The sequence below is a fragment of the Actinomadura sp. 6K520 genome (assembly GCF_004349245.1).
Classification (GTDB): Bacteria; Actinomycetota; Actinomycetes; order Streptosporangiales; family Streptosporangiaceae; genus Spirillospora.
On record NZ_SMLC01000110.1, the window covers coordinates 1 to 25,264 of the forward strand.

At 69.9% G+C, this 25,264-nt stretch carries 24 protein-coding genes and 1 pseudogene; 9 read left to right on the top strand and 16 right to left on the bottom strand.

What is annotated here, in order from left to right; genetic code table 11:
* The first annotated feature begins 314 nt into the window (after positions 1-314).
* A complete protein-coding gene (locus tag E1289_RS25145; protein WP_131984296.1) occupies positions 315-1,643 on the top strand; it encodes an LCP family protein in 1,329 nt (442 codons plus the stop codon).
* A gap of 15 nt (positions 1,644-1,658) precedes the next feature.
* On the opposite strand, the gene E1289_RS25150 is transcribed toward E1289_RS25145, so the two are convergent.
* A complete protein-coding gene (locus tag E1289_RS25150; RefSeq protein WP_243713125.1) occupies positions 1,659-2,267 on the bottom strand; it encodes an A24 family peptidase in 609 nt (202 codons plus the stop codon).
* Between the two features lie 282 nt (positions 2,268-2,549).
* Between E1289_RS25150 and E1289_RS25155 the strand changes: the two genes are divergently transcribed.
* The 7 genes from E1289_RS25155 to E1289_RS25185 all read left to right on the top strand — a co-directional run bounded on the left by E1289_RS25155 (position 2,550) and on the right by E1289_RS25185 (position 8,393).
* Positions 2,550-2,924: a hypothetical protein gene (locus E1289_RS25155; RefSeq protein ID WP_131984300.1), complete on the top strand. Its 375-nt coding sequence runs from the start codon at positions 2,550-2,552 to the stop codon at positions 2,922-2,924.
* Positions 2,925-3,426: 502 nt separating this feature from the next.
* The gene (locus tag E1289_RS38365) at positions 3,427-4,686 is read left to right on the top strand and encodes a hypothetical protein (RefSeq protein WP_165970600.1); all 1,260 of its coding nucleotides are present in this window, start codon (positions 3,427-3,429) and stop codon (positions 4,684-4,686) included.
* A gap of 12 nt (positions 4,687-4,698) precedes the next feature.
* The gene (locus E1289_RS25165; RefSeq protein ID WP_131984302.1) at positions 4,699-5,100 is read left to right on the top strand and encodes a hypothetical protein; all 402 of its coding nucleotides are present in this window, start codon (positions 4,699-4,701) and stop codon (positions 5,098-5,100) included.
* 301 nt (positions 5,101-5,401) lie between these two features.
* Entirely contained in the window at positions 5,402-6,820 is a 1,419-nt protein-coding gene (locus tag E1289_RS25170) for a hypothetical protein (RefSeq protein WP_131984304.1), read from the top strand.
* Positions 6,821-6,862: 42 nt separating this feature from the next.
* Positions 6,863-7,261, top strand: a complete 399-nt coding sequence (locus E1289_RS25175) for a DUF3592 domain-containing protein (protein ID WP_131984306.1) — start codon at positions 6,863-6,865, stop codon at positions 7,259-7,261.
* 64 nt (positions 7,262-7,325) lie between these two features.
* Positions 7,326-7,955, top strand: a complete 630-nt coding sequence (locus E1289_RS25180; RefSeq protein ID WP_131984308.1) for a hypothetical protein — start codon at positions 7,326-7,328, stop codon at positions 7,953-7,955.
* 21 nt (positions 7,956-7,976) lie between these two features.
* Positions 7,977-8,393: a hypothetical protein gene (locus tag E1289_RS25185; RefSeq protein WP_131984310.1), complete on the top strand. Its 417-nt coding sequence runs from the start codon at positions 7,977-7,979 to the stop codon at positions 8,391-8,393.
* Positions 8,394-8,444: 51 nt separating this feature from the next.
* Here the strand turns inward: E1289_RS25185 and E1289_RS25190 are convergent, their stop codons facing one another.
* Positions 8,445-9,674, bottom strand: coding sequence for a C40 family peptidase (locus E1289_RS25190; protein ID WP_207929134.1), 1,230 nt, complete (start codon positions 9,672-9,674; stop codon positions 8,445-8,447).
* Positions 9,675-9,857: 183 nt separating this feature from the next.
* The gene (locus E1289_RS25195; RefSeq protein ID WP_131984312.1) at positions 9,858-10,289 is read right to left on the bottom strand and encodes a hypothetical protein; all 432 of its coding nucleotides are present in this window, start codon (positions 10,287-10,289) and stop codon (positions 9,858-9,860) included.
* Positions 10,290-10,445: 156 nt separating this feature from the next.
* Between E1289_RS25195 and E1289_RS25200 the strand changes: the two genes are divergently transcribed.
* Positions 10,446-12,059, top strand: coding sequence for a serine/threonine-protein kinase (locus tag E1289_RS25200; protein WP_131984314.1), 1,614 nt, complete (start codon positions 10,446-10,448; stop codon positions 12,057-12,059).
* On the opposite strand, the gene E1289_RS25205 is transcribed toward E1289_RS25200, so the two are convergent.
* From E1289_RS25205 to E1289_RS38370, 13 genes and pseudogenes are all read right to left on the bottom strand, one after another.
* Positions 12,040-13,302 carry a glycosyltransferase family 87 protein gene (locus E1289_RS25205; protein WP_131984316.1) on the bottom strand — a complete coding sequence of 421 codons (1,263 nt, stop codon included), beginning with the start codon at positions 13,300-13,302 and terminating at the stop codon, positions 12,040-12,042. The two genes, E1289_RS25200 and E1289_RS25205, sit on opposite strands and share 20 nt — an antisense overlap.
* Complete coding sequence (locus tag E1289_RS25210; protein ID WP_131984318.1) at positions 13,251-14,714, bottom strand: hypothetical protein; 1,464 nt, start codon at positions 14,712-14,714, stop codon at positions 13,251-13,253. The genes E1289_RS25205 and E1289_RS25210 overlap by 52 nt, the downstream gene beginning before the upstream one ends.
* A gap of 5 nt (positions 14,715-14,719) precedes the next feature.
* Positions 14,720-16,108: an OmpA family protein gene (locus E1289_RS25215; RefSeq protein ID WP_165970601.1), complete on the bottom strand. Its 1,389-nt coding sequence runs from the start codon at positions 16,106-16,108 to the stop codon at positions 14,720-14,722.
* Positions 16,109-16,403: 295 nt separating this feature from the next.
* Positions 16,404-16,637 carry a hypothetical protein gene (locus tag E1289_RS25220; protein WP_131984322.1) on the bottom strand — a complete coding sequence of 78 codons (234 nt, stop codon included), beginning with the start codon at positions 16,635-16,637 and terminating at the stop codon, positions 16,404-16,406.
* Between the two features lie 183 nt (positions 16,638-16,820).
* Positions 16,821-17,597 (bottom strand): response regulator transcription factor, encoded by a 777-nt coding sequence (locus E1289_RS25225; RefSeq protein WP_131984324.1) that lies wholly within the window; start codon positions 17,595-17,597, stop codon positions 16,821-16,823.
* Position 17,598: 1 nt separating this feature from the next.
* Positions 17,599-18,804: an ATP-binding protein gene (locus E1289_RS25230; RefSeq protein WP_131984326.1), complete on the bottom strand. Its 1,206-nt coding sequence runs from the start codon at positions 18,802-18,804 to the stop codon at positions 17,599-17,601.
* Positions 18,785-19,675, bottom strand: coding sequence for a type II secretion system F family protein (locus tag E1289_RS25235; RefSeq protein ID WP_243713126.1), 891 nt, complete (start codon positions 19,673-19,675; stop codon positions 18,785-18,787). The genes E1289_RS25230 and E1289_RS25235 overlap by 20 nt, the downstream gene beginning before the upstream one ends.
* A gap of 7 nt (positions 19,676-19,682) precedes the next feature.
* Positions 19,683-20,621, bottom strand: coding sequence for a type II secretion system F family protein (locus E1289_RS25240; protein ID WP_243713127.1), 939 nt, complete (start codon positions 20,619-20,621; stop codon positions 19,683-19,685).
* A gap of 25 nt (positions 20,622-20,646) precedes the next feature.
* Positions 20,647-22,014, bottom strand: coding sequence for a CpaF family protein (locus tag E1289_RS25245; protein WP_131984328.1), 1,368 nt, complete (start codon positions 22,012-22,014; stop codon positions 20,647-20,649).
* A gap of 3 nt (positions 22,015-22,017) precedes the next feature.
* A complete protein-coding gene (locus tag E1289_RS25250; protein ID WP_131984330.1) occupies positions 22,018-22,398 on the bottom strand; it encodes a TadE/TadG family type IV pilus assembly protein in 381 nt (126 codons plus the stop codon).
* Between the two features lie 5 nt (positions 22,399-22,403).
* Positions 22,404-23,984 (bottom strand): AAA family ATPase, encoded by a 1,581-nt coding sequence (locus E1289_RS25255; RefSeq protein ID WP_131984332.1) that lies wholly within the window; start codon positions 23,982-23,984, stop codon positions 22,404-22,406.
* 7 nt (positions 23,985-23,991) lie between these two features.
* The gene (cpaB, locus tag E1289_RS25260; RefSeq protein WP_165970602.1) at positions 23,992-24,666 is read right to left on the bottom strand and encodes a Flp pilus assembly protein CpaB; all 675 of its coding nucleotides are present in this window, start codon (positions 24,664-24,666) and stop codon (positions 23,992-23,994) included.
* A 69-nt stretch (positions 24,667-24,735) separates the two neighbouring features.
* Positions 24,736-25,264: pseudogene (locus tag E1289_RS38370) on the bottom strand (hypothetical protein); the annotation flags it as partial.

A 25,264-nucleotide genomic window follows, 5' to 3' on the forward strand; every position in this document is an offset into this window, starting at 1 on the left:
GCTCGAAGGCCCAAGGGTCCGCCACATCACCGCCCCCCGGGGACGCACCAGGCGCGGCGCAGAGTCCGGCCGCGGCCGAGACCGATGACAACGCCGCCGGCGGCGGTGAGCAGGCGGGGACGCCAGGCGCCGGTGACGGCGAAGGTGTGCTTCGAGACGCCTATCGGCAGAGTCCGTCCGGGCAGGATTCCGAAGTCGGGGAGCCGGAGAGCGGTGACGGGGTCGATGGTGCCGCGGCGCTTCAGGATGATGGGCGGGGTGCCTCCGGGGACGCCGGCGGTCCGGGGGGCCGGCGGAGGCGCCGGCGGAAGGTCGTGCGGCGAGTCGCGCTCGGGCTGGTCCTCGTCATGCTGGTCGGGAGTGCGGGGGCGGGTTGGCTCTATCGGGACCTGGTCGGCGGGATCGAGCAGAAGGACGTCGGCGGGCAACTCGGGGACGATCGGCCGAAGAAGCTGAACAAGTCGCTCAACGTGCTGCTGATCGGGTCGGACACCCGGGCGGGTGACAACGCCGAGTACGCGGTTCCGGGGATGTCGGGGGCGCGGTCGGACACCGCGATCCTGCTGCATCTGTCGCCGAACCGGGACCAGGCCGTCGGGATCAGCTTTCCGCGGGACTCGATGGTGAAGATCCCGGCGTGTAAGAGGGACGAGGGCGGGACCGTTCCAGCGCGGTTCGGGATGCTGAACACCGCGTTCGCGTTCGCGGGCCCCACCTGTACGTGGAAGATGCTGGAGTCGCTCACCGGGATCCACATCGACCACTTCGTGCAGGTCGACTTCTCCGGGTTCAAGCGGATGGTGGACGCCTTGGGGGGCGTCCAGATCTGCGTGGACAAGCCCGTGAACGACCCGAGGGCCGAGCTCTATCTGAAAGCCGGGAAGCAGACCGTGCGGGGCGACCAGGCGCTCGGCTACGTGCGGGCGAGGTATTCGCTCGGGAACGGGTCCGACCTTGAGCGGATCGAGCGGCAGCAGAAGTTCATGGCGGCGGTCGCGGAGAAGGCCACCGACTCGGTGCTCAGCGACCCGGCGAAGACGTACAAGTTCCTCAAGGCCGCGACGAAGTCGATGACGACGGACGACGACCTGGACCTGTGGCGTATGCGGAAGCTGGCCGACGGGCTCAGGGGAATGAGCGCGGGGCAGGTGCGCTTCGTGACCGTACCGGTCGAGCGCTACGCGCCGGACCCCAACCGCGTCCAGTGGAACGAGGAACTGGCCGGACCGCTTTTCGCGGCGATCCGGCACGACAACGACCTGCCGGCGGAGCCCGCCAAGCCGGCCGGGGCCGGGCAGGCGCCGCTCCGCCCGAAGGACGTGAAGGTCGCCGTCGTCGACGCGGGAGGCAAGGACGCCCTGGTCGAGCGGGTCGTGAGGCAGCTCGGAAAGCGCGGCTACCAGGTGGCCCGGAAGGTGGAGAAGGCCGCCGAGGCGCCCGAGAGCCGCCTCCTTTACGCGGAGTCCGCCGAGGCGCAGGCTTCGGTGCTCGCGCGGGACGTCCCCGACGCGCAGCTCACGGTCGACGCCGGTGTCCCGGACGGCGTGCGGCTCGTCATCGGGAGGAACGGCGTCCGGCTCGCCCCGCCGCCCATCAACAAGATCGGCGGAGGGGTCAAGGCCGGCAAGAACCTCTGCGGCTAGCCGGAGAACACGCGGCTAGCCGGAGAACATCAGGACCGCGAGGAACGTGCCGACGAACATGTACGGGCCGAACGGGAACTCGCCCTTCCGGGTACGGCGGACGATCATGATGCCGACGCCGACGAGGCCCCCGATGAGATAGGTGGCCAGGACGCCGACCATCCACGCGTCCTGGCCGAACCAGCCGAGGTAGAGGCCGAGGACGCCGGAGAGCTTCACGTCCCCCATTCCGATGCCCGAAGGCGCCACGAACGCCTGGACGAAATAGAGGACGAACAGGACCACCATGCCGATGAGCGCGTGCTGGAAACGCCGCATTCCGTCGTCGGTGAAGGGCGCCGCGGCGGCCAGCAGCGCCGCCGCGATGCCGTAGGACGGCAGCGTGAAACGGTCGGGCAGCCGTTTGACCGCGACGTCGATGAACGCGAGGAGCGTACCGGCCGCGGCGAGGTAGAGCAGCGCCGCCAGGACGGGTTCCGGCCCGACGCGCCATCCGAGTACGCCGAACGCGGCGGCCGTGACCAGGCCCATCAGTATTCTGCGGCGGCGCGGGACGTCCCCGACGAACGGTGTCGCCAGCGGCGCGAGGAGCAGGCCGACGACGAGCCCCACGGGGACCAACACCCACCCGACCATCGAACCTCGCCCCGATCCGGCACTGACTTCGCCCCCGGCACCATAATCGGCGGTCGCACCCGGCGGGGCCCCTGCCCCTGCGCCCCGCCCCGGCCGTCGGCCGCCACAAGGCGCACCGGAGACCGGTAGCGCCGCACGATCTCCGGTGCGGACGGTAACGATCACCCCGAGCCGGGGCCAGGGCCCTGGGGCCCAATTCCGGATGCCCGAGCCGGCGTGGGCCCGCTCGGGGAGTTGTGTGCGCCGTTCTTCGCACGCAATGGTTAGGCCATGCCAAATCAGGTGAAGACCGTGCGGGTACTGATGTTCGTTGTCGCCGGCCTCACGCTCCTCATGACACTGGCGTTCCTTGTCACGGTGGGGGTGACGGCCGCGGCCATCGGCGCCGCCGTCTGGTTCGCACTGCCCGGTGTGATCAGCTTCGTGCTCGCATTGCGGATTCCTCGTGGCGGGACGGCGCTCAGGCGCGGAATCATCGCCCTCGAAGTCTTCTACGTACTACTGGCGCTTTCCGCGATCGGCCAGGGCGACCCGCGCGGGGTGGTCAATCTCGTCCTCCCCGCCGTGATCCTGGTTCTGCTGTTCCGCGCGGACGCGAAGAACCACTTCGCCGGGAGGGCACCGGCATCCGGCTCGTACTTCTGACGCCGATCAGTTGTGTCACGGTCACCTGAAGTCAGGATCGTGGATTTGGGCCCCTGAATGGGTCCCCGGGCCCACGTGGACCTCCCCGCCGTTCAAATAGGTTCCTCGAAACGAACGTGGGCATCGGCGGGGAGGCGTTCACGGGGTGTGGTGGGGGCGACGGCATCGGCCGCGCGACACCGGAGCGAGCGGACTCGAATATGCCGGGCTCCTGCTGGTGTCGGTCGTCGTCATCGGCGCCCTTGTGGCGGCGACGACGAACACGGTTCCGCTGCGGACGAAATCCGCGATCTGTCGGTTGTTCCAGGAGGGTTGCATCCCATCCGGAGGATCTGGCCCTCCGGGTGACGGAACGTCTCGCACATCCGGTAACGGCGGCCCGGTGGGGACGGGAAACCCGGGGGACCCCGGAGGCCCTGGCGACCCGGGTGGCCCGGGCGACCCCGGCGGCCCGGGCACACCGGGCGGGTGGGGTCCGACGTGGAGTCAGACCTATGCCGGCATGAACCCGGCGGGCGCCGGGTGGAAGGCGTTCGGGGACCAGGTCACCGGCTTCTTCGGCGGAGTCGGGAACTTCTTCGGCGACGCCCTCTCGGGGCTGGGCGGCGGCATCTGGGACGACCTCGTCGGGCTGAAGGACCTCGTCGCCAATCCGATCGACTCCGTCAAGGGGATCTGGTGGGCGATCACGCATCCCACGGAATCCATTCCGCAGCTCGTCTGGGACGACAAGTCCCGCGACGAGTGGGAGAACGGGAGCAAGACGAAGGCCGTTTTCCGCGGCATCTGGAACGTGGGCTCCTGGTTCATCCCCGGTTATGACATCGGCAAGGCGTTCAGCAAGATCGGCAAGTTCGGGAAGCTGGCGAACAAGGCCGCCAAGGCGGACGACGTCGCCAGGCTCGCGAAGGGAGCCGACTCCGCGGCGGAGCGCGCCCGGGACCTGGCCGAGCGCGGCGACATCCCGGGGGCGCGCAAGGCGGCCGACGAGGCGCGGCGGAAAGCCGAGCAGGCCCGCAAGGACGCAAAGGAGGCCGGCTGCAAGACGGTCTCCCTCGGGCCACCGGAACCAGGACGGTACGTCTCCTTCGGCCGGTTCGGCGGGGCCGTCCTCGGCGCCGCCCCCAAGACCCCCTGCCAGAACGCGTCCGAGGCGCAGCAGGCCCGCGAGCGCGCCGACCGTGTCGTCGAGCGGGCACAGCTCAAGAAGGACATCGACGACGCCCTGGCGAAGGGCAGATTCGAGGACGCCGACAACCTCATCGACAAGGCGCAGGCCAATGCCGACGCGGCCCGCGCCGCCGCGGAGAAGAACCCCACCGCCGCCAACAAGGACGCCGCGAACCGGGCGCAGAAGGACGTCGACGCGCTGCGCGCCAAGGCCGTCGACGCCAAGATCGACAACAAGATGAAGTCGCCCAGGGCCGACGACAAACTGGAGGCGACCACCGCCAGGTCGATCCGGGGCATCGTGCGCGATGTCGACCGCAAGTACGGGCCCAACGGCAGCCACGGCCAGATCGACATCGAAACGAACAAGTTCGTCATCGAGGTGTCCAACGGGCAGAATGCCGGCAAGGTGTCCCAGGTGAAGGGAAACCTTGGGAACCCCAAGGTCAACCCTTCAGGAAAACCGATCATCGTCTTCGCGCCGAAATGGTCGCTGCGCCAGGTCAAGGTGTACGCGGATCAGGGAATCAAGGTCGTCCGCACCGAGCACGAACTCAAGAAATATCTGCGGGAGCACGGTGAGAACATTTGATACGGTGACGCCGTGAGCTCCAAGATCTTGCTGATTTCGGCGGAACAGCCCGATCCCGAGACGTTCCTCGACCTGATCGAGGACCTCGGCGGGGAACGGCGCCCCAGCGAGTGGGTGAACGGGCATATTCGCCGGGGCGACGCGCACATCTGGGTGACCGTCGACCCCGATTCGGTGCCCGAGGTCGAGGTGGAGCACTGGCTGGAGCACGAGGAGAAGCTGGGCGTCACGCCGCACGGGGTGGTGGAGTTGCGGATGTCGGGGGGCGTCCGGGCCGACGCCATCGCCATGGAGGTCATCGAGGCCGCGGCGGGGCGCTGGCGTCTGATCGTCGATGACGATCACGGCGGGCTGCACAGCGTCGAGGAACTGCGCGAATATCCGGAAGGCAGGCTGCCTTTCGGAGGCAGGTGACGACCGGCCGGTTCCGAATCCGGGTCGTGAACGGTACGGCGAGTCCGCGGGCGGCGAACACGCACACTCCGCGGGCCGTCCAAGCGGCCCCGGCCCGGCGCACGCCATCCGGCGCTTGGGCCTCTGGACCCAATCAGGCGAACCACCGAGGCGGCCCGGGGCACCCGTCTTTGGGGCGACCCAGCATTTCGGTCCCCAATGACTGGGCCTTTGTTTAGGTCTCTGTGCCCTGTCCCCGCCACCCGTCCGCATCGTAATCTCGCAGCTTCTCGGCTGGATTTTCGGTGAAGGGGTGGCCGCGGTGGAACTCCCGCGCGAGCGACGTTCTGACGCCGGTGCGAGCGCCAAGGAGTACGCCGCGCTCATCGCCGTCGCGGCGTTGATGCTGGGCGTACTTTTCAGTGTCGTATCGCCCGGCACGTTCGGGGCCGATGTCGAGTACGCGCTCTGCAAGCTGTTCGCCGCGGACGACAGCGAGTGCGAGTCCCGGCACGACAGGGCGCTCAAGCCCAACTGCCTGGCCAACCTGACCAGCGACAGCTACGGCGGCTCCGTCGAGGTGGCGATCTTCTCGGTCGGCCGCGACTACGGGTTCCTGAAGTTCACGACGATCGGGCCCGACGGCAAGAAGACGGTCAAGGTCATGGCGATCAAAGGCGTCAGCGGCGGCGTCGGCACCGGGGTCGGCGTCGGCATCAACGCCGGGAAGATCTTCAATGTCGGGGCGGACGCCAGCGTGGACGCCACGCTCCGCGTCGGCGCGGGCGATGGCTGGGTGTTCGACGGGCCGAACGCCGAGGACGACGCCAACGCGTTCATGAACGACATCAAGGAGCAGTACTCCATCGACGCCGTGAAGGAGAACGGCGGCCTTCTCGGGTCGATCGGCGGGAACATCTACGACGCGTTCGCCGGACCGGACATCCCCGAACCGACCATCCAGCGCTACGAGGGCCAGCTCGACATCACCGGCTCGCTCACCGCCGGCCTCGGCATCGGCCCCCGGGACAAGCCGGAGTACGTGGGCAGGCACCGCAAGGAGAACTGGCAGGACAAGCTCCCCGACTCCCGCGGCAGCAACGGCGTCACCCCCAACCTGAACGCCTACGTCGGCATCAGCGGCACCGAGAAGGTCATCTACGAGGACGACAAGAAGACCGGCGACACCTCCATGACCTTCATGCTGACGGGCGAGGTCAACTACGGCGAGAACCACCTGGTGCCCGGCGCGCAGGGCAGGGCGAACGCCACCGGCGCGATGACCATCACCAAGGACAAGAACGGGAACATCAAGAGCGCCTCGTTCACCCAGGTCCACATCGTGAACGGCAAGGCCACCACGGTCACCACCACTCTGCCGATCACCACCGACGCCGAGCGCGCGACCCTGGCCGAGTACCTGCTCAATCCGTTCAACACCGGCGGCCCGGGCGGTCAGCTGCTCAGCCTCACCTGGGACGACATGGCCCCGACGGAGCCGCCCGGGGAGGGCGCCCACCCGCTGCAGCAGCTGCTGTACGACAAGGGCAAGACCTCCAAGGTGACCTACGACTACGACCAGTCCGACGCCTCGTACGGGGCGAACGTCAAGCTGGGTCTCAAGCTGGGCGCCAACTACGCCGTCTCCAACTCCGGCCGGCAGGTCACCGACGCCCAGTATCTGGGCGCCCAGGGCCCCGGGGGCACGAGAGAGTGGAAGGATTTCGAGGAGTGCCAGTGACGCGCACGGCCATCCGCCGAACCCCACGGGCAGGAGAGAACGATGGGCAATCTGATCGGCGTCCTCCTCGGAGTCGCGGTCTTCTGCGGCGGCGTCTACGAAGTGGTGAAGCGGCTGCGCCTCCAGAGCCGGATGCTCCGCGCCAGCGGAGTCTTCGTCGGACGGGACGAGGTGCTGGGGCCCGGCGGCCCGAGCACCACGAGCCGCGTGGGACGGTTCCGGTTCACCACTCAGCAGGGCCGGCCGGTCGAGGCGAGCAGCTCGCTGTACTCGTTTCCCGGGCCCAAGCCGGGGAGGTCCGTGACGGTGGTCTACGATCCCGCCCACCCCGAGGACACCGCCGAGCGCCTCGGCGTGCACTACCTGCAACTGCTCGCGGTGGGGCCGCTGCTCATGGCGGTCGGCGCCGCCGTGGTCGCGGTGAACGCGGCCGCTCTGTGACGATCGCGGTCCCCGGCGGCAGGGGTCCGGCCGGCGGAGAACGACCATGAGGAAGCGGAGACGGATGAGCTCAGATCCGGGACCGGGACCCGGCCGGTGGCGGTGGCCGGGCGCCGTGCTGCCGGTCCTCCTCGCGGCGGCCGTCGCCGCCGGCTGCGGAGGCGGCGAGCCGGAGGACGCCGGGAAGCGCCCGGCATCCCCGCAGAAGACCGCGCAGCCGGAGGTCCCCCCCGGATTCACCCCGGCCGCCGCGGGTCCGGTCAGGCTGGCCCACCCGCCCGCCTGGAAGCCGGCCAAGCCGCCGAAGGGCTGGTCCTTCCTGGCCGAGCTCGCCGACAACGGCGAGGTCGAGGCCCGGATCGGCGTGATCACCGACGTGCCGCAGATCCCGAACGCCAAACTGGTCACCGAGTCCGCGATCACCGTCGTCCAGTTCAACCTGGGCAACGTGCAGCGCGGCCCGAACCGGGAGATCGACGTCCCGGGCGCCGACGAGGCGTTCCGTGTCGACTACTCCTACCCCAACCCCCAGGCCCGCGCCGGAACCGTTGCCGGCGCGCCGGTCAGGGCGGTCGACATCGGCGTGATCATCGGCGACCGCCAGTCGGCCGTCGTGCGGCTCACCGGCCTGCAGAACAAGCTCACCCAGGCGCTGGTGGACCAGATCGTGCGCAGCGTCGCGGTCAAGGCCTGACCCCGAACGGCGGAGGCGAACATGGATCTTGTAAGAGCGTGGACGGCGGCCATCCTGGTCGTCGTCGCCGGCAGCATCGGCACCGCCGGCATCGCCGTCAGCGCGGCCGTCTCCAAGGACGACCTGGAGTCGGTCACGGGCGTGCTCCTGTGGACGGCACTCCCGACCTTCGTCGTGTTCGCGCTGATGGCCCTCGTCAGCGCCGTGGTGCACCCCTCCCCGCAGCGGGAGAACGCCGGTCGGCACGCCCTCGCCGTGCTGCTCGTCCCCGGCCTGGCGACGCTCCTCGGCATCGTCCTGGGCCTCGTCCAGGGCTCCCCCGCCCAGACCACCGCGGCCAGCACGATCGCGGGCCTCCTCGGCGCGGTCCCGACCTGGTGGCTGCTCGCCCGCCGGCGTGCCCGCCGCCCCTCCACGGGCGCCTACACCGGCTACTGATCAGGCCGGCAGCCGGATTCGCGGACCGGGTTCCGGGTGCCGCCCGCCCGCTCAGCCGAACCGGCGGGCGGCGTCCACCGACCGCAGCGGGGAGATCTTCACGACGTCGTTGGTCTGCGGGGCCTCGACCATCTTGCCGTCGCCGTAAAAGATGGCGACGTGGTGGGGTGTCGGCGTGCCGAAGAACAGCAGGTCGCCCGGCTTGAGCTGGTTCGTCGGAACCGGTGTGCCGCGCGGATCGGCGATCTGGTTGCCGGTGTAGTGCCCGAGCGCGATCCGTCCCCTGGACGCCTGGTAAACGGCGTAGAGGGTCAGCCCACTGCAGTCGAACCCGAAGTAGTTCCGCCCGTCGTATCCGCCGGGTGAGCAGCAGATTCCACGCGTGGGCCCGCTGTAGTTGCCGCCGCCCCACGCGTAGGGGGTGCCGAGCCAGCACAGCGACCAGGCCACCACGGCGGCGCCGAAGCTCAGATCCTCCGTCGGAGTCTTGCTCTCGTCCTTCGCGCAGTGGTTGACGACCGCGCCGCTGCCACCCGACCCGAGGACGCTCGGCGCCCCGTTGTAGGCGACCGGGTCCTCGTCGTCGACCAGCCGGATCCTGAACAGCCGGGTGACGCGTTCCCGGTTGCCGTTAGGGAAGACCTGGACGCGCTGCCCGGCGGCTTCGCAGACGACCCGCAGGACGGGGCCGATTCCGGTCGGCTCTTCCTCGGGGTCCTCAGGCTCCACGGGGTCTGCGTAGTCGAACGTGCACGCCGGCGTGAACATCTTCGCCACGGCGGTCGCCGTCCCCGAGCGGCCTATCCCCTTTTCTCCGGAGCTGTCGGTGCACAGGTTGCGCCGGTTACGGAGGTCGTCCTTCTCCTTCTCGGTCAGCTCGTCCTTGTTCTTGAGCTGGCACCATTTCGTGGCGACCTGCACCATCGCCGTGTTGCCGGTCATGCCGCTGAGCCGGGCTTTGGTGACGTTCACGTCGTTCTCGCCCGCGAACTTCTCCGCCGCGGACTCGGGGGACGAGCCCACCGACCAGTAGCCCGCCGCCGACGGGTCGATGCCGCTCAGCGCCAGGTTGACCGCCTGGTCCCGCAACGGGGCGAGGGTGCCGAGCGCCGCCGCGTCCGCGCCGATCTGGGCCCGGTTGCGCATGTCGCCGGCCTGGGCGATCCGGCCGAACGCCAGGAAGCCCGCCGCCAGCACCACGGCCATGCCCATGACCAGGACGGACGTGGCGACACCCGCGTCGCCCCCATACCTGCCAGCGGACCTGATCCGTTGCAGCATCTACGCCCCACCGTCACGAGATCGAGAAGTTGCCCGAATTAGGATCTTATGGAGCACGTGAATCGCGCGACAGGGCCCTGAGACCCAATCGGAAAATGGCGCCGCCAGCCGTTCCCGCACCGAGGCTTTGCGGCCGGGGGAATCAGAAAGGCACCGGGGGCCGGACGTAAACGCACCTCCCCATCAGCGGCTCCTCCGCCAAGCGCCGCGTTCCCTGCGGTCGGAGCCGTCCACCTCCCACCGCTGAGCGAGGGCCTTGGAAAGGGCCAGCCCGACGAGGACGCCCAGAGCGGCCTCGATCAGATGGAGGAGCACGCCCACGGCCGTGCTCGAGGCGGGAAGGCCGATGAATCCGGCGGCGACGCCGCCGAGCAGCGGCGCCGGGAACGCGGCGAGGGCGCGTCCGAGATCGTTGGCCCAGTCCCGGACGTAGCTGCCCGCGGCGACGGCCATGAGGACGCAGAACGCCAGCCAGGGCAGGTGGACGCGCAGGACCCGCGCGTACTCGTCGACCGGCTCGGCCTGCCCGTCCGCCGGAGCGAGCACCTTCAGCACGAGGAGGGCGAAGACGGCGATGACGCCCGACGTCAGCCAGGCCGAGAACACAGCACGCATGCTCTAACACGGTAGGTTTTGTGTGCCTGATTACCCAGGGCCCCCGGACCCGGCCGAACCCCGTTCTCGTTACGCCCGACGGGGCTCGCGGTGGGCCTTGAGACCCATATCGGACGCTACTTGCCGCGCCCTGCGGGCCTGGCTAACGTCGGCGGCATGACTTCGGCGGATACGGACGATGCCGCACTCCCCGGCCGCCGGGTCGGCCCCTACCGGCTGGTGCGCGAACTGGGCAGAGGGGGGATGGGGACGGTCCATCTCGCCGAGACCCCGGACGGCCGGCGGGTGGCCATCAAGATCATCAACCGGGAGATGACCGGCACCCCGGACTTCCGTGAGCGTTTCCGCCGGGAAGTGACCGCGGCACGCCAGGTCCATCCGTTCTGCACGGCACCCGTCCTGGACGCGAAAATGGACGGCGAGCCGTTCTACGTGGTCACGGAGTACGTCCAGGGCCCCACCCTCGAACGCGTCGTCTCCACCCACGGCAGGCTCGGCGGCTCGGACCTGGACGGGCTCGCCGTCGGCGTGGCGACCGCGCTGGCCGCCATCCACAGCGCCGGGGTCGTCCACCGGGACCTCAAGCCGGAGAACATCCTGCTGTCCCCGTTCGGACCGCGCGTCATCGATTTCGGGATCGCGCGGCGGCTGGGCACCGACCACCGCCTGACCCGCGCCGGCCAGAGCATGGGCACACCCGCCTTCATGGCACCCGAAGGGCTGGTCGACCGGCCGATCACGGCGGCGGCGGACGTGTTCTCCTGGGGCAGCGTCATGGCCTACGCGGGAACCGGCAGGCTCCCGTTCCACGGCGAGAACGTCGGCGAGGTGCTCTACAAGACCGTCTACGGCGAACCGCGCCTGGACGGGTTGAAGCCGCCCCTGCGCGATCTCGTCGCCCGCGCCCTGGCGAAGGACCCGGAGGCGCGTCCGACCGCGGCGCAACTGCTGCAGGAGTTGACCGGCCAGAGCGACACCGAGCGGGCGGCGCGGTCCGTGGGAATGGTCGGGCCGACGGTCCCGGAGATCCCCGCGGGCACGTCCCTCCCGCCCGCGTCGGACGGCCGCACCCGCTATTTCTCGGACCGGCGCATGTCCCGCCACCGGCTGGTGCTCGCCGTCGGGATCATCGCGGCCCTGGCCGTCGCGGGCGGCCTGGTCGCCTTCCTCCGGCCGGACCTGGGCGGCGGCGACTCGGGCAGCCTGCTGAGCGACGACTTCTCCGATCCGGATTCGGGGTGGAAGACGGGCCGGGCGAACAGGGAGTACGAAGAGTACAGGGACGGGGCCTTCGCGATATCCCAATACGGCACGGGCTTTTACCAGTTACAGCAGGCCCCCGTAGCGGACCCGCCGAAGAACGTGAAGGTCACGGTCACGGTGCGCATTCAGTCGGCGAATTCCGAGGATGAGGCCGGAGTCTACTGCCGCAGTTCGGGCGAAGCGCAGTATGCCGTGCTCGTGAAACGCAACGGACAGGCCAGGATCAGGAAGGGCGGCCCCATCTCCGGCAGCGAACTGGCCAAGTCCGCGTTGCCGTCCACCGGTAACGCCGTCGCGGGAGCACAGGTCGGCGCGATCTGCGTCGACACCGGAGAAGGCGTCACGATCAAGGCTCTGGTCGACGGGAGGGAGGTCGCTCAAGCCACCGACACGATCAGCCCCCTGCTCGGCGGAACGACCGGAATCATCGCCGGCCGCGAAGGACGTCTGGGCACCGACCCGGGCACCCAGGTGACGTTCGATGACTTCAGCCTCGCCCCGGCCTGACCTCCTTGTCCTCCTCGCCGGTCCTGCTGCCCGCCCACAGTCCGCGGACCACGACGACCGCCGCACCGATCAGCAGGAGGTTCCGCACCGCGACGATGCCCGTCGCGAGTGGATCACCGTCCCGGACCGCGTGCCACACCACCGGGAACTCCAGATGGGTCAACCCCGCCGCGACCAGTACCAGCAGCGCCACGGCCCCCTGCCGGGCACCCCGGTACGAAAGGCAGACCGCCGCCACACCGATGACCCAGATCATGTACTGGGGGGACAGCACCCGGCTGGTGATCACCGCGATCAGGGTGGCGGCGAGCGCCACCTCGGCGCCGAAGGCCGGATTCCACGCGTCAGGACGACGACGCCACGCGATGCCGCCGATCAGCGCGAGCCCGGCCAGCGTCAGTCCCATGCTCAGCCGCCCGGCCACCTGGACACCCGGGCCCAGCAGTTCCCAGGACCCGTACCTGTGCTCGACCGATCCCGCCCAGCCGAAGTGCCGCGCGACATGGAACGGCATGGCCGCGACGGCCTCGATCTCGATCCCCCGGCCCCCCTGTCCGCCGACGAAGGCCCACAGATCGTCCATGAACACGGACATCAGGCCCACGATTCCCACGCCGGTCAGCGCGGACGCCGTCACCGCACGGACGCACGCCCTGTCGCGCGGGAGTGACAGCAGCAGGACGGCGGGCCATGCCTTGATCAGCGTCCCGACGGCGACCAGGGCGCCGAACGCCCGTGACCGCGCCATCACCAGCATGGCGCACACCGCGACCGCCGTCACCGGCAGGTCGATGCGGAAGTAGCAGACCGGGCCGAGCAGGAAGAGCCCGGCGACCCAGCTCCAGGCGCCCATGGCCTGCCCGCCCACGGCCTTCCGGGAGACGCGGAGCAGGAGCCGGAGCACCAGCAGGTCGAGCAGGAGCGCGGCGAGCATGAACCAGAGCCCGTAAACGGTCCCCGGCAGCTGCGGCAGGACGATCACGAGTGCCGCCAGCGGCGGATACTGCCACCGCTCGTCATCGACCGGGAATTGCCCCGTGACGAGCTGGCCTGCCCACTCCCGGTACAACCCGGTGTCGCCGCTGACCGGATCGATGGGGTACCAGGGAAGCAGCAGGATCGCGAACATGATCACACGCGTGAGCGCCCAGGCGGCCGTGACCTCACGCCCGCCGGCCTCGCCGATCCGGGTCAGCGCCTGACGAAAACGGTCGCCTGGGGATCGCGGTGGATCCGCTGCCACGCCCGGTCCTTGGAGACCAGCTCGGTGAGCGGCGTGCCCGTCTCCCACATCACCACGTTCACCCGGTACCGGTCGAGCATTCCCCGCCACTCTGGACCTCCGTTGCGGACCTTCATGTACTCCTTGGTGAACGCCACCGGATACATGTCATAGCGATCGTCCATGAACACTTTCTGGCGTGGCCAGTAGGCGTGGATCACGTAGGCGTTCCAGGTGTGCGTCGTGAAGAGCCGCTGCCCCAGCAGACCTCTCTGCTCGATCACCCGCATGGCCCGGACGGGATATTCGCCGAAGTCGAAGACCGGTCTCGACAGGCTCGTCCCCGATACCAGCGCCACGGCCGCCAGCACCGCCACGATGATGCCCAGATCGGCCGGCGAGCGCCGTACCTGACGTTTCTCGGGGTGCGCGAGCAGGCGTGCCGCGATCGGCAGGCCGACGAGCGAGACGACGGCGAGGTTGCGCAGCGCCCAGAAGCCGAGCAGCAGAAAGGCGACGGCCACGACCAGGTCGCGCCGGGAGGCCCTGCGGGGAGCCCGCGCCAGCACAGCGACGAACACCGCGATCCAGACGGCGAAAGCGACACCGAGCGTGGATCGGAAGTCCGGTGACTGCCATTCCTGGACGTTCCTGAGAACCTCTCCCCTCGACAGCAGGGTCAGCGGGAAGAACAGCAGCCGGTGTCCATAGGGATTGATGAGACACGCCGCCAAGCCCAGTGCCGCGGCCCAGATCAACCGGCGCTCCCTCCCCCGCCACAGCGCCGCTCCATCGAGCCGGCACCCGATCAGATGCAGCGCGATGTAGCAGAATCCGAGCGCGAAGGACCCGTGCACGTTCGCCCAGAGGCACATCAGCACCGGCACGGTCGCCAGCGGACGCCGGCCCGCCCAGGAATCCGGAACCTCGATGGTCCACAGCAGGACGAGGAATGCCAGGATGCCGAAGAGCAGCGGACGCTCGACCCAGAAATGCAACGACACCGCGAGTGCCGGCAGCACGATGTGCACGGTTCGCCCGCCGTTCCGCAGCCGATCGGCCAGCCGGAACGCCAGGAACGCGATGGCGGCGCTGACGATGCCGTTCAACACCAGGATGCCCCTCGGCCCCGTGAGCTCGTCCAGGCCGGCATAGAGCGCCTCGGCCAGCCACGACTGGGCGATCCACGGCGTACCGGGCGCCGTGTAGGAGTAAATGTCCTCCCTGGGTATTCCGCGATCCAGAATCCAGTGCCCTGTCCGCAGATGGGTGAGAAAGGAGTTGTCGTCGAGCGGATCCAGCCCGCTGATGAAACCCAGCGCCGCCCAGATCACCGACGAGCGGGTGGCCGCGGACGGCATCCGCACACGTGAACGGCGTGCGCCCCGGCCGGCGTCGCTCACGTCCTGCTTTTCGTCCTCCACGGCGGTCATGGCGGCTACCTGATCGTGAGTCCCTTCACGACGGCGTCGGCGCCCCGTTCCCACGGAACCTGCATTTCGAGGTTCGCCGCGTTCGCCTGCGGGTCGTACGCATCCCACAGAACGACGCTCTCTCCGGGCCCGATCGTCTTCTTCGCACCGGAGGCACCGAGCCGGCTGCACACGCACGGGCCGCCTTCAAGGCTCATCGGGTTGTACCGGACCTGGCCAGCGGAATCGAAGAGCATCACACCACCGGTGGTGCCCAGCCTCATCGGCTGGGGGTCGGCTCCGTGAATGAAGGCGGACTTCTCGAGTTTCTGCCCGACGTCGGGTTTTCCCTGCCCGGTGTTGCGCAGTGTCCAGACCAGGATCGTCAGCCCCGAAGAGTCACGGTGCAGGCTGTTGACCTCGACCTTGAGCCCTTGCGCCGCGGCCGCCTGGAACGTCGCGGAGCCCAGCACGGTCGAGGAGCCGCGCTTGTAGGGTTCGCCGTTCACGGGCGGCGGAGCCGGTGCGGGCGGGCGGGCGAACTTCACGGTGACCCGCCGGTTCTTGCGGCGCCCCTCCTCGGTCTCGTTGGTCGCGACCGGCTCCTTCGAGCCATGCCCCTCCGACTCGTACGTCACGTCCTGCCGGGTCACCAGGCTCTTCAGCCGGTCGGCGACGGCCTTCGCACGCCGCTCCGACAGCGGCTCGTTGATCGCGTCGTTCCCGGTCTTGTCCGCATGGCCGTCGACCTGGACCGTCGTCCCCTTCGACGCCTCGATCTGCTGGGCGACCTGCTGCAGCAGGCGTTCGGCGCGCGGGGTCAGCTCGGCCTTGTTGATGGCGAAGAGGACGTCGGCGGACAGTCGCACCGACCGGTCGTCCGGGTCGTCGTCCACCGTCTGCTCGGTCCCCTCGGTGAGGCTCCGGACATCGGCGACCCTGGGCTGATCGAGCTGGACCTTGGCCGGATCGATCTGGGTCTGCAGGGGCTCCACCGGATCACCGGTGATCGGGACGTCCTGGAACGGCACGGCGAGCGGGAACACGATCGTGGCCTTCTGAACGCCGGCCGGCGGCGAGGGGAAGGTCGCGTAGACGTTGATGTACCCGCCGGGCTTCACCGGATTGTTGAAGAGCCTGGTGCATACGCAGTTGTTCTGATCCTCGGTCTTCTTCTGCAGCGGGTAGTACAGCTTGTCGCCCTTGGCGTCGAGCAGGCCGACCCCGCTGGCGGCGAGCGGATCGCCCAGTCCGGGGTCGGTCGCGTCACCCGGTTCACCGAGGCTCTCCGCCAGGTCGATCGGGCTCTCCCCGTCGTTGACGATCTTGAAGCGCGCGGTGACCGTGTTGGCCGCGGTCCGGCTCAATGCGAGGAGATCGACGTGCGCCGGGGCGGCCTGGTGATTCAGCGGCACCGACATGATCGGCCGGAGTTCGCCTCCCTGGGCGGTTTTCGTCGACTTCGACGTTGTTCCCCCGGATTTCGGCTTTTCCTCACCGGCGCATCCGGAGAGGGCGACTATGAGAGTGAGAGGCACCGCCGCATAACGAACGGCGCGCCTTCCCGCAGTCATGCGATGGCTCACGATTTTTCTCCCAGGACGTGGACAGTCGTCAGCGCCCGATGGGGGAACCGCATCGGATGCGGTTCCCCCATCGGGCGCTGACGGAGCACTTCAAGCCGGTCCGGCCCCGCGGACTCGTCCGGAATCAGCTGGAGGCGCCCCCGGAGGGGTTGAACAGCTTGGTGATCGCGTTGGAGACCGAGGTCCGCACCGAGCCGTTGATGAGGCTGTAGAGAATGCCGACGACCAGCGCGGCGACCACGATCAGCGCGCCGTACTCCAGCGCGCTGACGCCCCGGTCGCTTCTTTCCTTGAGCTGCTCGGCCCGGTCCTGGACGAAGGTCTGGAGAGTGACGTAGAGAGGGATCAACGAGTTCATCAGGCGCCTCCCGGCTGTTTCTGTCTCGCCCTGGCACAGACAACAGTAGGGATTCCAGAACACCTTCCCCAGGGCCCAGCGACCCAATTGGCGCCGCCCGTCGGGCCCAACAACGATGGGGTCCCCGGACCCAAAGGGCCGGATCCATTTCGCTCGTGCCACCGAGGCGCCGGGAGGCCCGCATCATCCGTCGTCCTCCTCCGAGGTGCCAATCCATTGGGCGATCGCCGCGGCACGCGAGGTGACGCCGAGCTTGGCATAAATGCGGTTCACATGGTTCTTGACGGTCTTCTCGGCGAGGAACAACTGCTGGGCGATCTGACCGTTGGAACGTCCCCGCGCGATGAGCCCCATGACATCGGCCTCACGTGCGGACAGCCCGAAATCGCCGTCCTTCCTCGTCGCCAGGACGTGCCGGTCGCGGCCGGGCGGTGTCTCCCGGACCGCCGGGGGGTCGTCACCACCGCGGGCTTTCGGTGCGCTCCGCGAATCGCGGGCATCCTGGGGATCACTGTCGTCGCCGGAGTCGCGGGCGCTCTGCGAGTCGCCGCGGACCGCGCCGACCAACGCCGAGACCGCGGCGGGGGAAAGCGGGTTCGAGCCGTCCACCACGCCGTGGACCGCGGCCGTCAGTTCCTCGGGTGTGAACGAACCGTGCACCAGGTAGCCGACGGCGCCGTTCCCGATGGCCGCCCTGACCACCTTCGGGTCGTCGGTGTAGGTGAGCATGATGACCCGTGTCTTGGCGCTGAGCACCTCTGCCGCGGCAACCCCGTCCATCAGCGGCATCTGCACGTCCAGCAGGACGAGGTCCGGTTTCAGCCGGTCGACGAGCTCGATGGCCGTGCGCCCGTCGCCCGCCTCGCCGACGACCTCGACGCCGGACGCCTCCACCAGCGAGACCAGGCCCGAACGGACGACCACGTTGTCGTCGACCACCACCACGCGCGGTACTGCCATGTCAGCTCACCTCCGCGAGCGGTACATCGCCGGACACGTCCGCGGGGAGCCGGGCGGAGACGGTGGTGCCCTCCCCCGGCCGGGACGAGATCGTCACCGTGCCGCCCACACGCTGGGCGCGTTCGTGCAGGCCGATCAGGCCGTAGTGCCCCTCCCGCGCCAGGTCCGTCAGCTGCCGGGGCTGGAAGCCCCCGCCGTCGTCGGCGATGGTCAGCACCAGGTCGTCCTGTTCCTTCACGAGCCTCACCTTCACCGAATCCGCCTTCGCGTGCCGCTCGACGTTCGTCAGGACCTCGCGGAGGATCGCCACCGCCTCATGGCGCATGCGCAGCTCCGGCTCGACCCGGGCGTCGAGGTCGCAGGTCACGGCGATCCCCGTCTCCTCCGCCCAGCGCTCCGCGGCCTCCCGCAGGGCCTCGTGCAGGGACCGCGTGACGGCGTCGTCCCGCAGCTCCGTGAGCAGGTCGCGCGCCTCGTGGGAGGCGACCGCCGCGGCGATGGCGATCTGCTCCGCCTCCAGCGCGGCGCGCTTCGCGTCCCGCATCGCCCACAGCGGCAGCGCGGACGCCGCGAGCGCGATGCCGCGGAGCGTCTTGGCCAGCGAATCGTGCATCTCGCGGGCGAGCCTGGCCCTTTCCTCGGCCGCCGCCGCGAGGACCTGCGCCTGGCGCAGCGCCGCCTCCTTGGCCGCGTGGTCGTCCAGCAGGCGGCGCAGCGCGACACCGGCGAACCCGGCGAGCGGGTAGTAGAGAGGCTGCCCGAGCAGCGACTGGAACGTCATGCCGCCCGCCTGCGCGGCGGTCAGGAGGTACGTGACGTAGTACACGAGGATCTGCAGGCTCGCCACGAACAGCATGCCCGGCCACCGGTAGAGGAGCCCGGCCACGGTGGCCGTCGCGACGGTGGACAGGAAGTACGGGCCCGCGATCCCGCCCACGCCCAGCACCGCGAACGAAAGGAACATGTCGAGCGTGTAGAGGGACGGGTGGGCGGCGACGCGCGGAGCCACGACCCGCCATTTCCGCGCGGTCCCCCAGGACAGCAGCACCATCGAGAACATGAGCACGAACACGCCGACCGTCAGGTGCTCACGCGGCAGCAGCAGCATGCTGAGCGCCGTGATCAGCATCCGGATCTCCATGAGCATCCGGAAGGCCGCTCCGACGCGCTCCGGGAACACCCCGCCCTTACCCGCCGAGGATTCCACCGGCCCCACCCATGTCCGACCCGATGAACAGGGCGCCGAGCACGACCAACATCAGCGCCGGGAGCGTCATCGACATCGTGATGGCGGTGATCTTCGGCGTCGTCCGCTGCGCCTTGCGCTTGGCCCACTGGGCGGCCTCGCGCCGCATGTCGCCGCCGATGTCGACCAGCGCCGTCCCGAGGGGCGCGCCGAGTTCCTCCGCCTGCAGGATCGCCGTGACGAACAGGTTCACCGCCTCGGAGCTGTTGCGGTCGCGCAGATCCTCGAACGCCTCCCGCCGGGGGGTGCCGAGTTCCATCTGCCGCAGCGCCACCATGAACTCCTCCGACAGCGGGCCCGGCATGCTCTCGGCGACGCGCGCCAGCGCCAGGCGGAAGCTCAGCCCGGCGCTGACCGTGACCGCCAGCACGTCCAGGAAGTCCGGCATCGACCGCTGGATGGCGTCCTGCCGGGCCACCCGCTTGCTGTAGAGGATCAGTTCCGTCTGCAGGGAGCCGAGGAGGGCGAGGATCCCGAACGCGGCCTGGCCGTTGGCGATGAGCCCCAGGCCGAGCAGCCCGAACAGCACCGCGTAGCCCGCGGTACGGCGGGCGTAGGTCTCCACCGTCATCCCGCCGGGACGGCCCGCCGCGTCGATCCGCTTGCGGATCTTCGTCCGCCACGGCCCGAGCAGCTCCATCGCCATCCGGGCGAACGGGCTGCCCAGGAAGTCGGCGATGACGTCCAGGACGAACTTCTCCTCCTTCTCGGGCTTCTTGGCCAGCGGCACCGCGGAGGTGGCGACCCGCTCCCCGGCGGTGAGCTGGGCCAGCCCGACGACGCCCAGGAGAACGCACAAGGCCCCGCCGGCCCCCATGGCGTAGATGACCACGTTCACCTCACACGTCGATCCGGGTCATCCTGCGGATGATCAGCAGGCTGGCGATGAACATGCCGCCGGCGGCGGCCAGGATGAGCTGGCCCACGGGCTTGCCGCTCATCACCCGCAGCGCGCCCGGCATGATCACGTTGACCATCGCCAGCCCGGCGATGCCGAGCAGGCCGATCGCCCAGTTGGTGACGACGGCCTCGCCCATGATCGTCTTGACCTCGCGGCGGATCTCCTTGCGCTCCTCCAGCGTCGTCGCGATCGTGCGCAGCGCGGTGACCAGCGAGCCGCCCGCCCGCGCGGACACCACCAGCGTGCTGATCAGCACGCCGAGCTCCCGGGACGGCAGCCGCTCGCCGAGGTCGCGGAGCGCGTCGTCCACCGGCTGGCCGAGGCGCAGCGCGTCCGCGGTGCGACGCAGCTCCTCCCCGGCCGGATCCGCCAGCTCGTCCGCCGCGATCTCGATGGCGGTGCGCATGACGAGCCCGGCGTGGGTGGCGTTGGACAGGACACGGGCGAGTTCGGGCAGCTGGGCGATGAACTCCTCCTTGCGCCGTTCCTCCCGGCGCCGGACGTAGGACAGGAACGCGAAGCCGACTCCGATCGCGGCGGCGATCCCGAAGACGGGGGCCATCCACTGCCCGATCAGGAAGATCGCCACGGCGGCGGTCACCAACATCAGCGCGAGGAACGTCGACACCCGGATACGCATCCCCGACGCCGCGAGCCGCCGGGCGAGCGTCTTGCCGGCGGACGTGCGGCGGATCGCGACGTCCAGCCGCCACATTAGGCCGGTCATCGTGTCGTCGGAGACCAGCGCGGAGCGGGCGACCAGGCGGTTGCGCTGCCCCCAGCCGATCACCAGGTCGCCGACGCCCCAGACGGCCAGCGCCAGGGTCGCCACCAGGATCAGCAGGATCACCGGCAGTGGCAGGCTCACAGCGGACACCCCCTCGTCTCCTCGTCGGTGCGTTTCATCGGCCCGTCCGCGGCCCGTGGCCGTTCAGCCCGCCGCCCTCCGGAGGGCGGCCGCCCTGTCCCCGCGCGGCGGCGGAGAACGCCGGCGGGACGGTCTCGCCCGCGTGGAACAGCCGGGTGAGCAGGGCGTCCGGCAGCGGCAGCGCCCGGAACGCGCCGCGGACCTCGCGGTCCGCGCCGATGGGCTCGAACTCGAACCGCACGGCGGGCCGGAGCGCGGAGGCGTCGCGGCGGGCCGGGTCCACCACCGCCACCTCGGTGATCCGGCGGGACCCGTCCGGGCCGCGGCTCAGCTGGACCACCGCGTCGACGGCGCTGGCGATCTGGTCGCGGATCGCCTCGAACGGCAGCTTGACGTCGCTCATGCTGGCCAGGGTCTGGAGACGGTGCACGGTGTCCTCGGTCGAGTTGGCGTGCACCGTCACCAGCGAACCGTCATGGCCGGTGTTCATCGCCTGGAGCATGTCGAGCGTCTCGCCGCCGCGGACCTCACCGACGATGATCCGGTCCGGGCGCATCCGCAGCGCGTTGCGGACCAGGTCGCGGATCGTGATCGCGCCCTTGCCCTCGATGTTGGCCGGACGCGACTCCAGCGGGATGACGTGCTCCTGCTTCAACTGGAGTTCGGCGGAGTCCTCGATCGTGATAATGCGCTCGTGCTCGGGGACGAAGGCCGACAGCGCGTTCAGCATCGTCGTCTTCCCCGTACCGGTACCGCCCGAGATGACCAGGTTCAGCCGGGCCCGCACGAACGCGGCCAGCAGCATGCCGGTGGCCGGGTCCATCGACCCCATGCCGATGAGTTCCTCGACGGAGTACGCCCGGGGGAAACGCCGGATCGTCAGGATCGGCCCGACGAGCGACAGCGGCGGCACGATCACGTTGACCCGCTCGCCGGTGGGCAGGCGCGCGTCCACCATCGGGCTCGACTCGTCCACGCGCCGGTTGACCTGCGCCACGATCCGGTCGATGGTCTGGTAGAGCTGCTCCTCGCTGGCGAACCCGGTGTCCAGCCGGTACACCCGCCCGGCCCGTTCCACGAAGATCGAGTCGGGTCCGTTCACCATGATCTCGGTGACGTTGGGGTCGGCGAGCAGCGGTTCCAGCACACCGAGGCCGAGCGCCTCGTCCACCACCCGGCGGATCAGGTTGGCCCGCTCCCCGGCGGCGAGGACGGGCCCCTCCCGCGACACCAGCAGCCCGACGATCTTCTCCAGCCGGGCCCGCCGCTGCGCCATCGTCAGCCGTGCGAGCTCGTCGAGGTTGATCTCCTCCAGCAGCCGCTGCCGCCAGTGCTGGACGGTGTTCTTGCTGGTCCGGTCGTTGGCCGACCGGTCGTCTTCGAGGCGATCCTTGAGTGCCATCGCTCACCCCAGCGGCATGGTGACGGTGCGCTTCACGGTGTAGTCCAAGGGCACGCCCTTGAAGATGAGCGGGAGTTTCGCCTCCACACGGCAGTAGACGGCTTCGGTGCCGTCCACCGTGGTGGTCCCGCCCTTGATGTCGTAGTCGTTCAGCCAGGTGGGCCGGACGCTGTTGGCGTACTGGACGCACAGGTTCGGCTCGTAGCGCTGGCTGGCCTCGCGGGCCCCGGTGCGGGCGATGTTCTCCACGCGCGACACCGTGGTGAAGGAGATGTAGGCCTGGAAGGAGAGGAAGATGACGAAGAACGCGATGGGCACCGAGCCCGCGAACTCCAGCGCCACGGCGCCCCCGTCGCCCCGGCGCCGGGATCGGTGCGCCGCCATGCCCCTCACCCCTCCCCCTCGTCGACGATCTTGGTTCTGGTCTCGATCCCCCACGAGCTGCGCAGCCCCGGGATGAGGATCGGGGTGTCGATCGTGACGACGGCGTAGCCGTCCACGACGTTGATGGAGAGGTGCTCGCGGTCCTTCCAGTCGCCCTTGATGCGGCTGACCGCCCGGCGCCGCACCTCCTCCCGGTTGGCCCTTGCCTCCTCGGTGTTGCGCTTGTCGTAGCCGATCACGGCCACCGCGCGGGCCGCCTCGTTCGCCGCGTGGCTGGAGTAGGTGGAGGTCAGCCCGATCAGGACGACCTGCCACACCAGCAGGAAGATGAGCGCGATCAGCGGGAGGATTCCGGCGAACTCCACCGCGACCGCACCCGCGTCGCCCTGCTTCGGCCGGGACGGCGGCGGGACGGCCTCCTGCTGCGGCACGGCGCCGACCAGGCCGAGGTCGGCGGCGGCCCTGCCGACCGCCTTGCGGAAGTCGGAGTTCTTCACCGCCCCCGGGGAGCCGGTGTTCGCGGCCTCCTCCAGCGCCCGGAAGACCGCCGGCACCGTGACGCCGCGCAGCGGGGAGCCGACCATCTTGCGTGCCAGCTCCGGCTGGATCTCGTTGCGCCGGTCCTGCCGGGTGAGCAGGACGCTCACGTCCTCTTCCCTGCGGATCGCGAGTCGCGCGAACATCCGCGCCAGCCGCCGCGCGGACCGCAGCGACGGCACGTCCGGGGTCGCGACGATGACCGCCTCGTCCGCCAGTTCCACCGCCATCGCGTTGGCGTCGGCGATGTGCGTTCCGCCGTCCACGATCACCACGTCGTACCGGGACCGGACGACGGTGAGGATCTGCCGGACGGCCCGCGCGGTGATCTCCTCGGCGTCCTCGCCCTGCCCGGGGGCCAGCAGCAGGTGCGGCCCCGACGGGTGGACGTAGAGCGCCTCGGCGACCACCGCCCCGTCCAGGTCGCCGGCCGCGGCGGCGAGGTCGGCGATGGTGTGCCGGTGCTGGACGTCCAGATAGCCCGGGATGTCGCCGTTCTGGAGGTCCATGTCGACCAGGCAGACCGTCTGCCCCGCCGAGGACGCCGCGATCGCGAGATGGATCGCCAGGGTGGTCGTGCCGACACCGCCCTTGGCCCCGCACAAGGTCACCAGCCGGGCCAGCCGGCCGCTCTGCCCCGGCACCTCCGTCGAGGTGAAGTGCCGCCGCATGGTGCGCGACCACTCCGACGCCTGGTGGACGCGGTTCTGCAGCTCAGAGAGGGTCGGGTCGTTCGAGATGACCCCGCGGGCACCGGCCGCCATCGCCCCCGACAGCGTCTCCGCCGTCGCCTCGTCGGCGATCAGGATGACGGCCAGCTGCGGCTGCCGGACCACCAGATCGCGGATCAGGTCGAGCGCCGGCAGCGGCCCGAGGCCCTGGTGCACCAGCACCACGTCCAGCTGCGGGACGGTCGCCACCGTGCTCGCCAGATGGCTGGACGTCGTCTCGACCGCGATGACCTTGATGTCGGGCAGCTCGCGGAACTGGCCGGTCAGCGAGGAGGCGAGGTCGCGGTCATCGATGCCGAGCAGGACTTGGATGGTCATCGCGGGCTCACCTCGCCGGGACCGTTTCGCAGACCGGGGGAAGCTTGACGCCGTCCACGCCCGTCCCCGAGCCGCCGATGAGCGCGAGCCTGATCTTGTTGGCGAAGCTCTCCTCGCGGGTGAGCTTCAGGCTGTCCGCGGCGCTGAGCGCGAACGTGATCGGCACCTGCGACTCGGTCACCGAGGAGTTCTGCTCGTCCTTGACCTCGGTCTCCTGGCCGATCTGGATGACCCGGGCCGCCGTGACGATCCGCGCCGCGCAGGACTGCTGCCTGTTGCCCTCCTGCCGCTGGTAGGTGGCGTAGATGTCGACGGGCATGCCCTCGTGGACCTTGCCGGCCACCCCCGTCTCGGCGTCGATCATGATGGCGATCTCGCGCTGGCCGGGCTGCAGGGTGGGGCCGGGGACGAGCATGCCGGTCTGCAGATGCGACCCCGCCGGCAGGTCGGCCGCGGCGACCTTCCCCTCCAGCTGCGCGATATCGGTCACCATCGTGTCCGGCGACCACTTCTTCGGTACCCGGATGCGTTCGAGGTCGTCTCCGGTGATCGGGGTGAACGCCTTGATCGGCCGTTTGAGCTTGAGCACGTCGGTCTTCACGCCGACCTCCGCCCGAACAGAGCCGACGTAACCGATGATGCTGACGAATACGGCAACGGCGCCGAGCGCAGCCAGGATCATCAGCAGAACTCCACGACGCTGGCGCGGGTTCATGGGACTCCGTTTCTCTGTTCCGGGGGTCGGGAGGCTTCAGCGGGGGTGCCGCGGACGAAAGGTGACGGTGCCGGCACGCGGCCAGTCCTCGTCCGGCGCCGTCCGGGACGCCCGCTCGGGGCCGGGCGACTCCGCCTGCCGCGATGCGGCACCGTTGAGGAGCCGTCCGATGGACGACTCGCCATCGGACGGGGGCGCCTCGTCGGCGCCGGTCCCGGCGTCGGCGGGTCCGGTGAGGTCGGGGGTGTCGGGAGAGTCGGCGGGTTCGGGAGCATCGGCGGGTTCGGGAGTGTCGGCGGGCGGGGCGGCGTTGCCCCATGAGTCCGGCGGCGTCTCCGCGCGCGTCCGGACCGGCGCCGCCAGGACGGGTTCCCTGCGCGTCGGCGGGGACAGGTCTTCGGGAGACAGGTGTTCGGGAGACAGGTGTTCGGGAGACGGTTCTTCGGGAGACGGTTCTCCGGCCTCGGAGGTCGGCGTGGCCATGTGCGGGTCGTGCGGGTGCGGGGAACGCGGCCCCTGGGGTCGCGTCGGCGGGGCCTCCGGGTACTCGGGCCGGGTCTCGTCC

Excerpts from the sequence above, each read along its gene's own strand:
- E1289_RS25155 (WP_131984300.1), top strand. The coding sequence starts at position 2,550 with ATGCCAAATCAGGTGAAGACCGTGCGGGTACTGATGTTCGTTGTCGCC.
- E1289_RS38365 (WP_165970600.1), top strand. The coding sequence starts at position 3,427 with ATGAACCCGGCGGGCGCCGGGTGGAAGGCGTTCGGGGACCAGGTCACC.
- E1289_RS25175 (WP_131984306.1), top strand. The coding sequence starts at position 6,863 with ATGGGCAATCTGATCGGCGTCCTCCTCGGAGTCGCGGTCTTCTGCGGC.
- E1289_RS25180 (WP_131984308.1), top strand. The coding sequence starts at position 7,326 with ATGAGCTCAGATCCGGGACCGGGACCCGGCCGGTGGCGGTGGCCGGGC.
- E1289_RS25185 (WP_131984310.1), top strand. The coding sequence starts at position 7,977 with ATGGATCTTGTAAGAGCGTGGACGGCGGCCATCCTGGTCGTCGTCGCC.
- E1289_RS25190 (WP_207929134.1), bottom strand. The coding sequence starts at position 9,674 with ATGCTGCAACGGATCAGGTCCGCTGGCAGGTATGGGGGCGACGCGGGT.
- E1289_RS25195 (WP_131984312.1), bottom strand. The coding sequence starts at position 10,289 with ATGCGTGCTGTGTTCTCGGCCTGGCTGACGTCGGGCGTCATCGCCGTC.
- E1289_RS25200 (WP_131984314.1), top strand. The coding sequence starts at position 10,446 with ATGACTTCGGCGGATACGGACGATGCCGCACTCCCCGGCCGCCGGGTC.
- E1289_RS25210 (WP_131984318.1), bottom strand. The coding sequence starts at position 14,714 with ATGACCGCCGTGGAGGACGAAAAGCAGGACGTGAGCGACGCCGGCCGG.
- E1289_RS25220 (WP_131984322.1), bottom strand. The coding sequence starts at position 16,637 with ATGAACTCGTTGATCCCTCTCTACGTCACTCTCCAGACCTTCGTCCAG.
- E1289_RS25225 (WP_131984324.1), bottom strand. The coding sequence starts at position 17,597 with ATGGCAGTACCGCGCGTGGTGGTGGTCGACGACAACGTGGTCGTCCGT.
- E1289_RS25245 (WP_131984328.1), bottom strand. The coding sequence starts at position 22,014 with ATGGCACTCAAGGATCGCCTCGAAGACGACCGGTCGGCCAACGACCGG.
- E1289_RS25250 (WP_131984330.1), bottom strand. The coding sequence starts at position 22,398 with ATGGCGGCGCACCGATCCCGGCGCCGGGGCGACGGGGGCGCCGTGGCG.
- E1289_RS25255 (WP_131984332.1), bottom strand. The coding sequence starts at position 23,984 with ATGACCATCCAAGTCCTGCTCGGCATCGATGACCGCGACCTCGCCTCC.
- cpaB (WP_165970602.1), bottom strand. The coding sequence starts at position 24,666 with ATGATCCTGGCTGCGCTCGGCGCCGTTGCCGTATTCGTCAGCATCATC.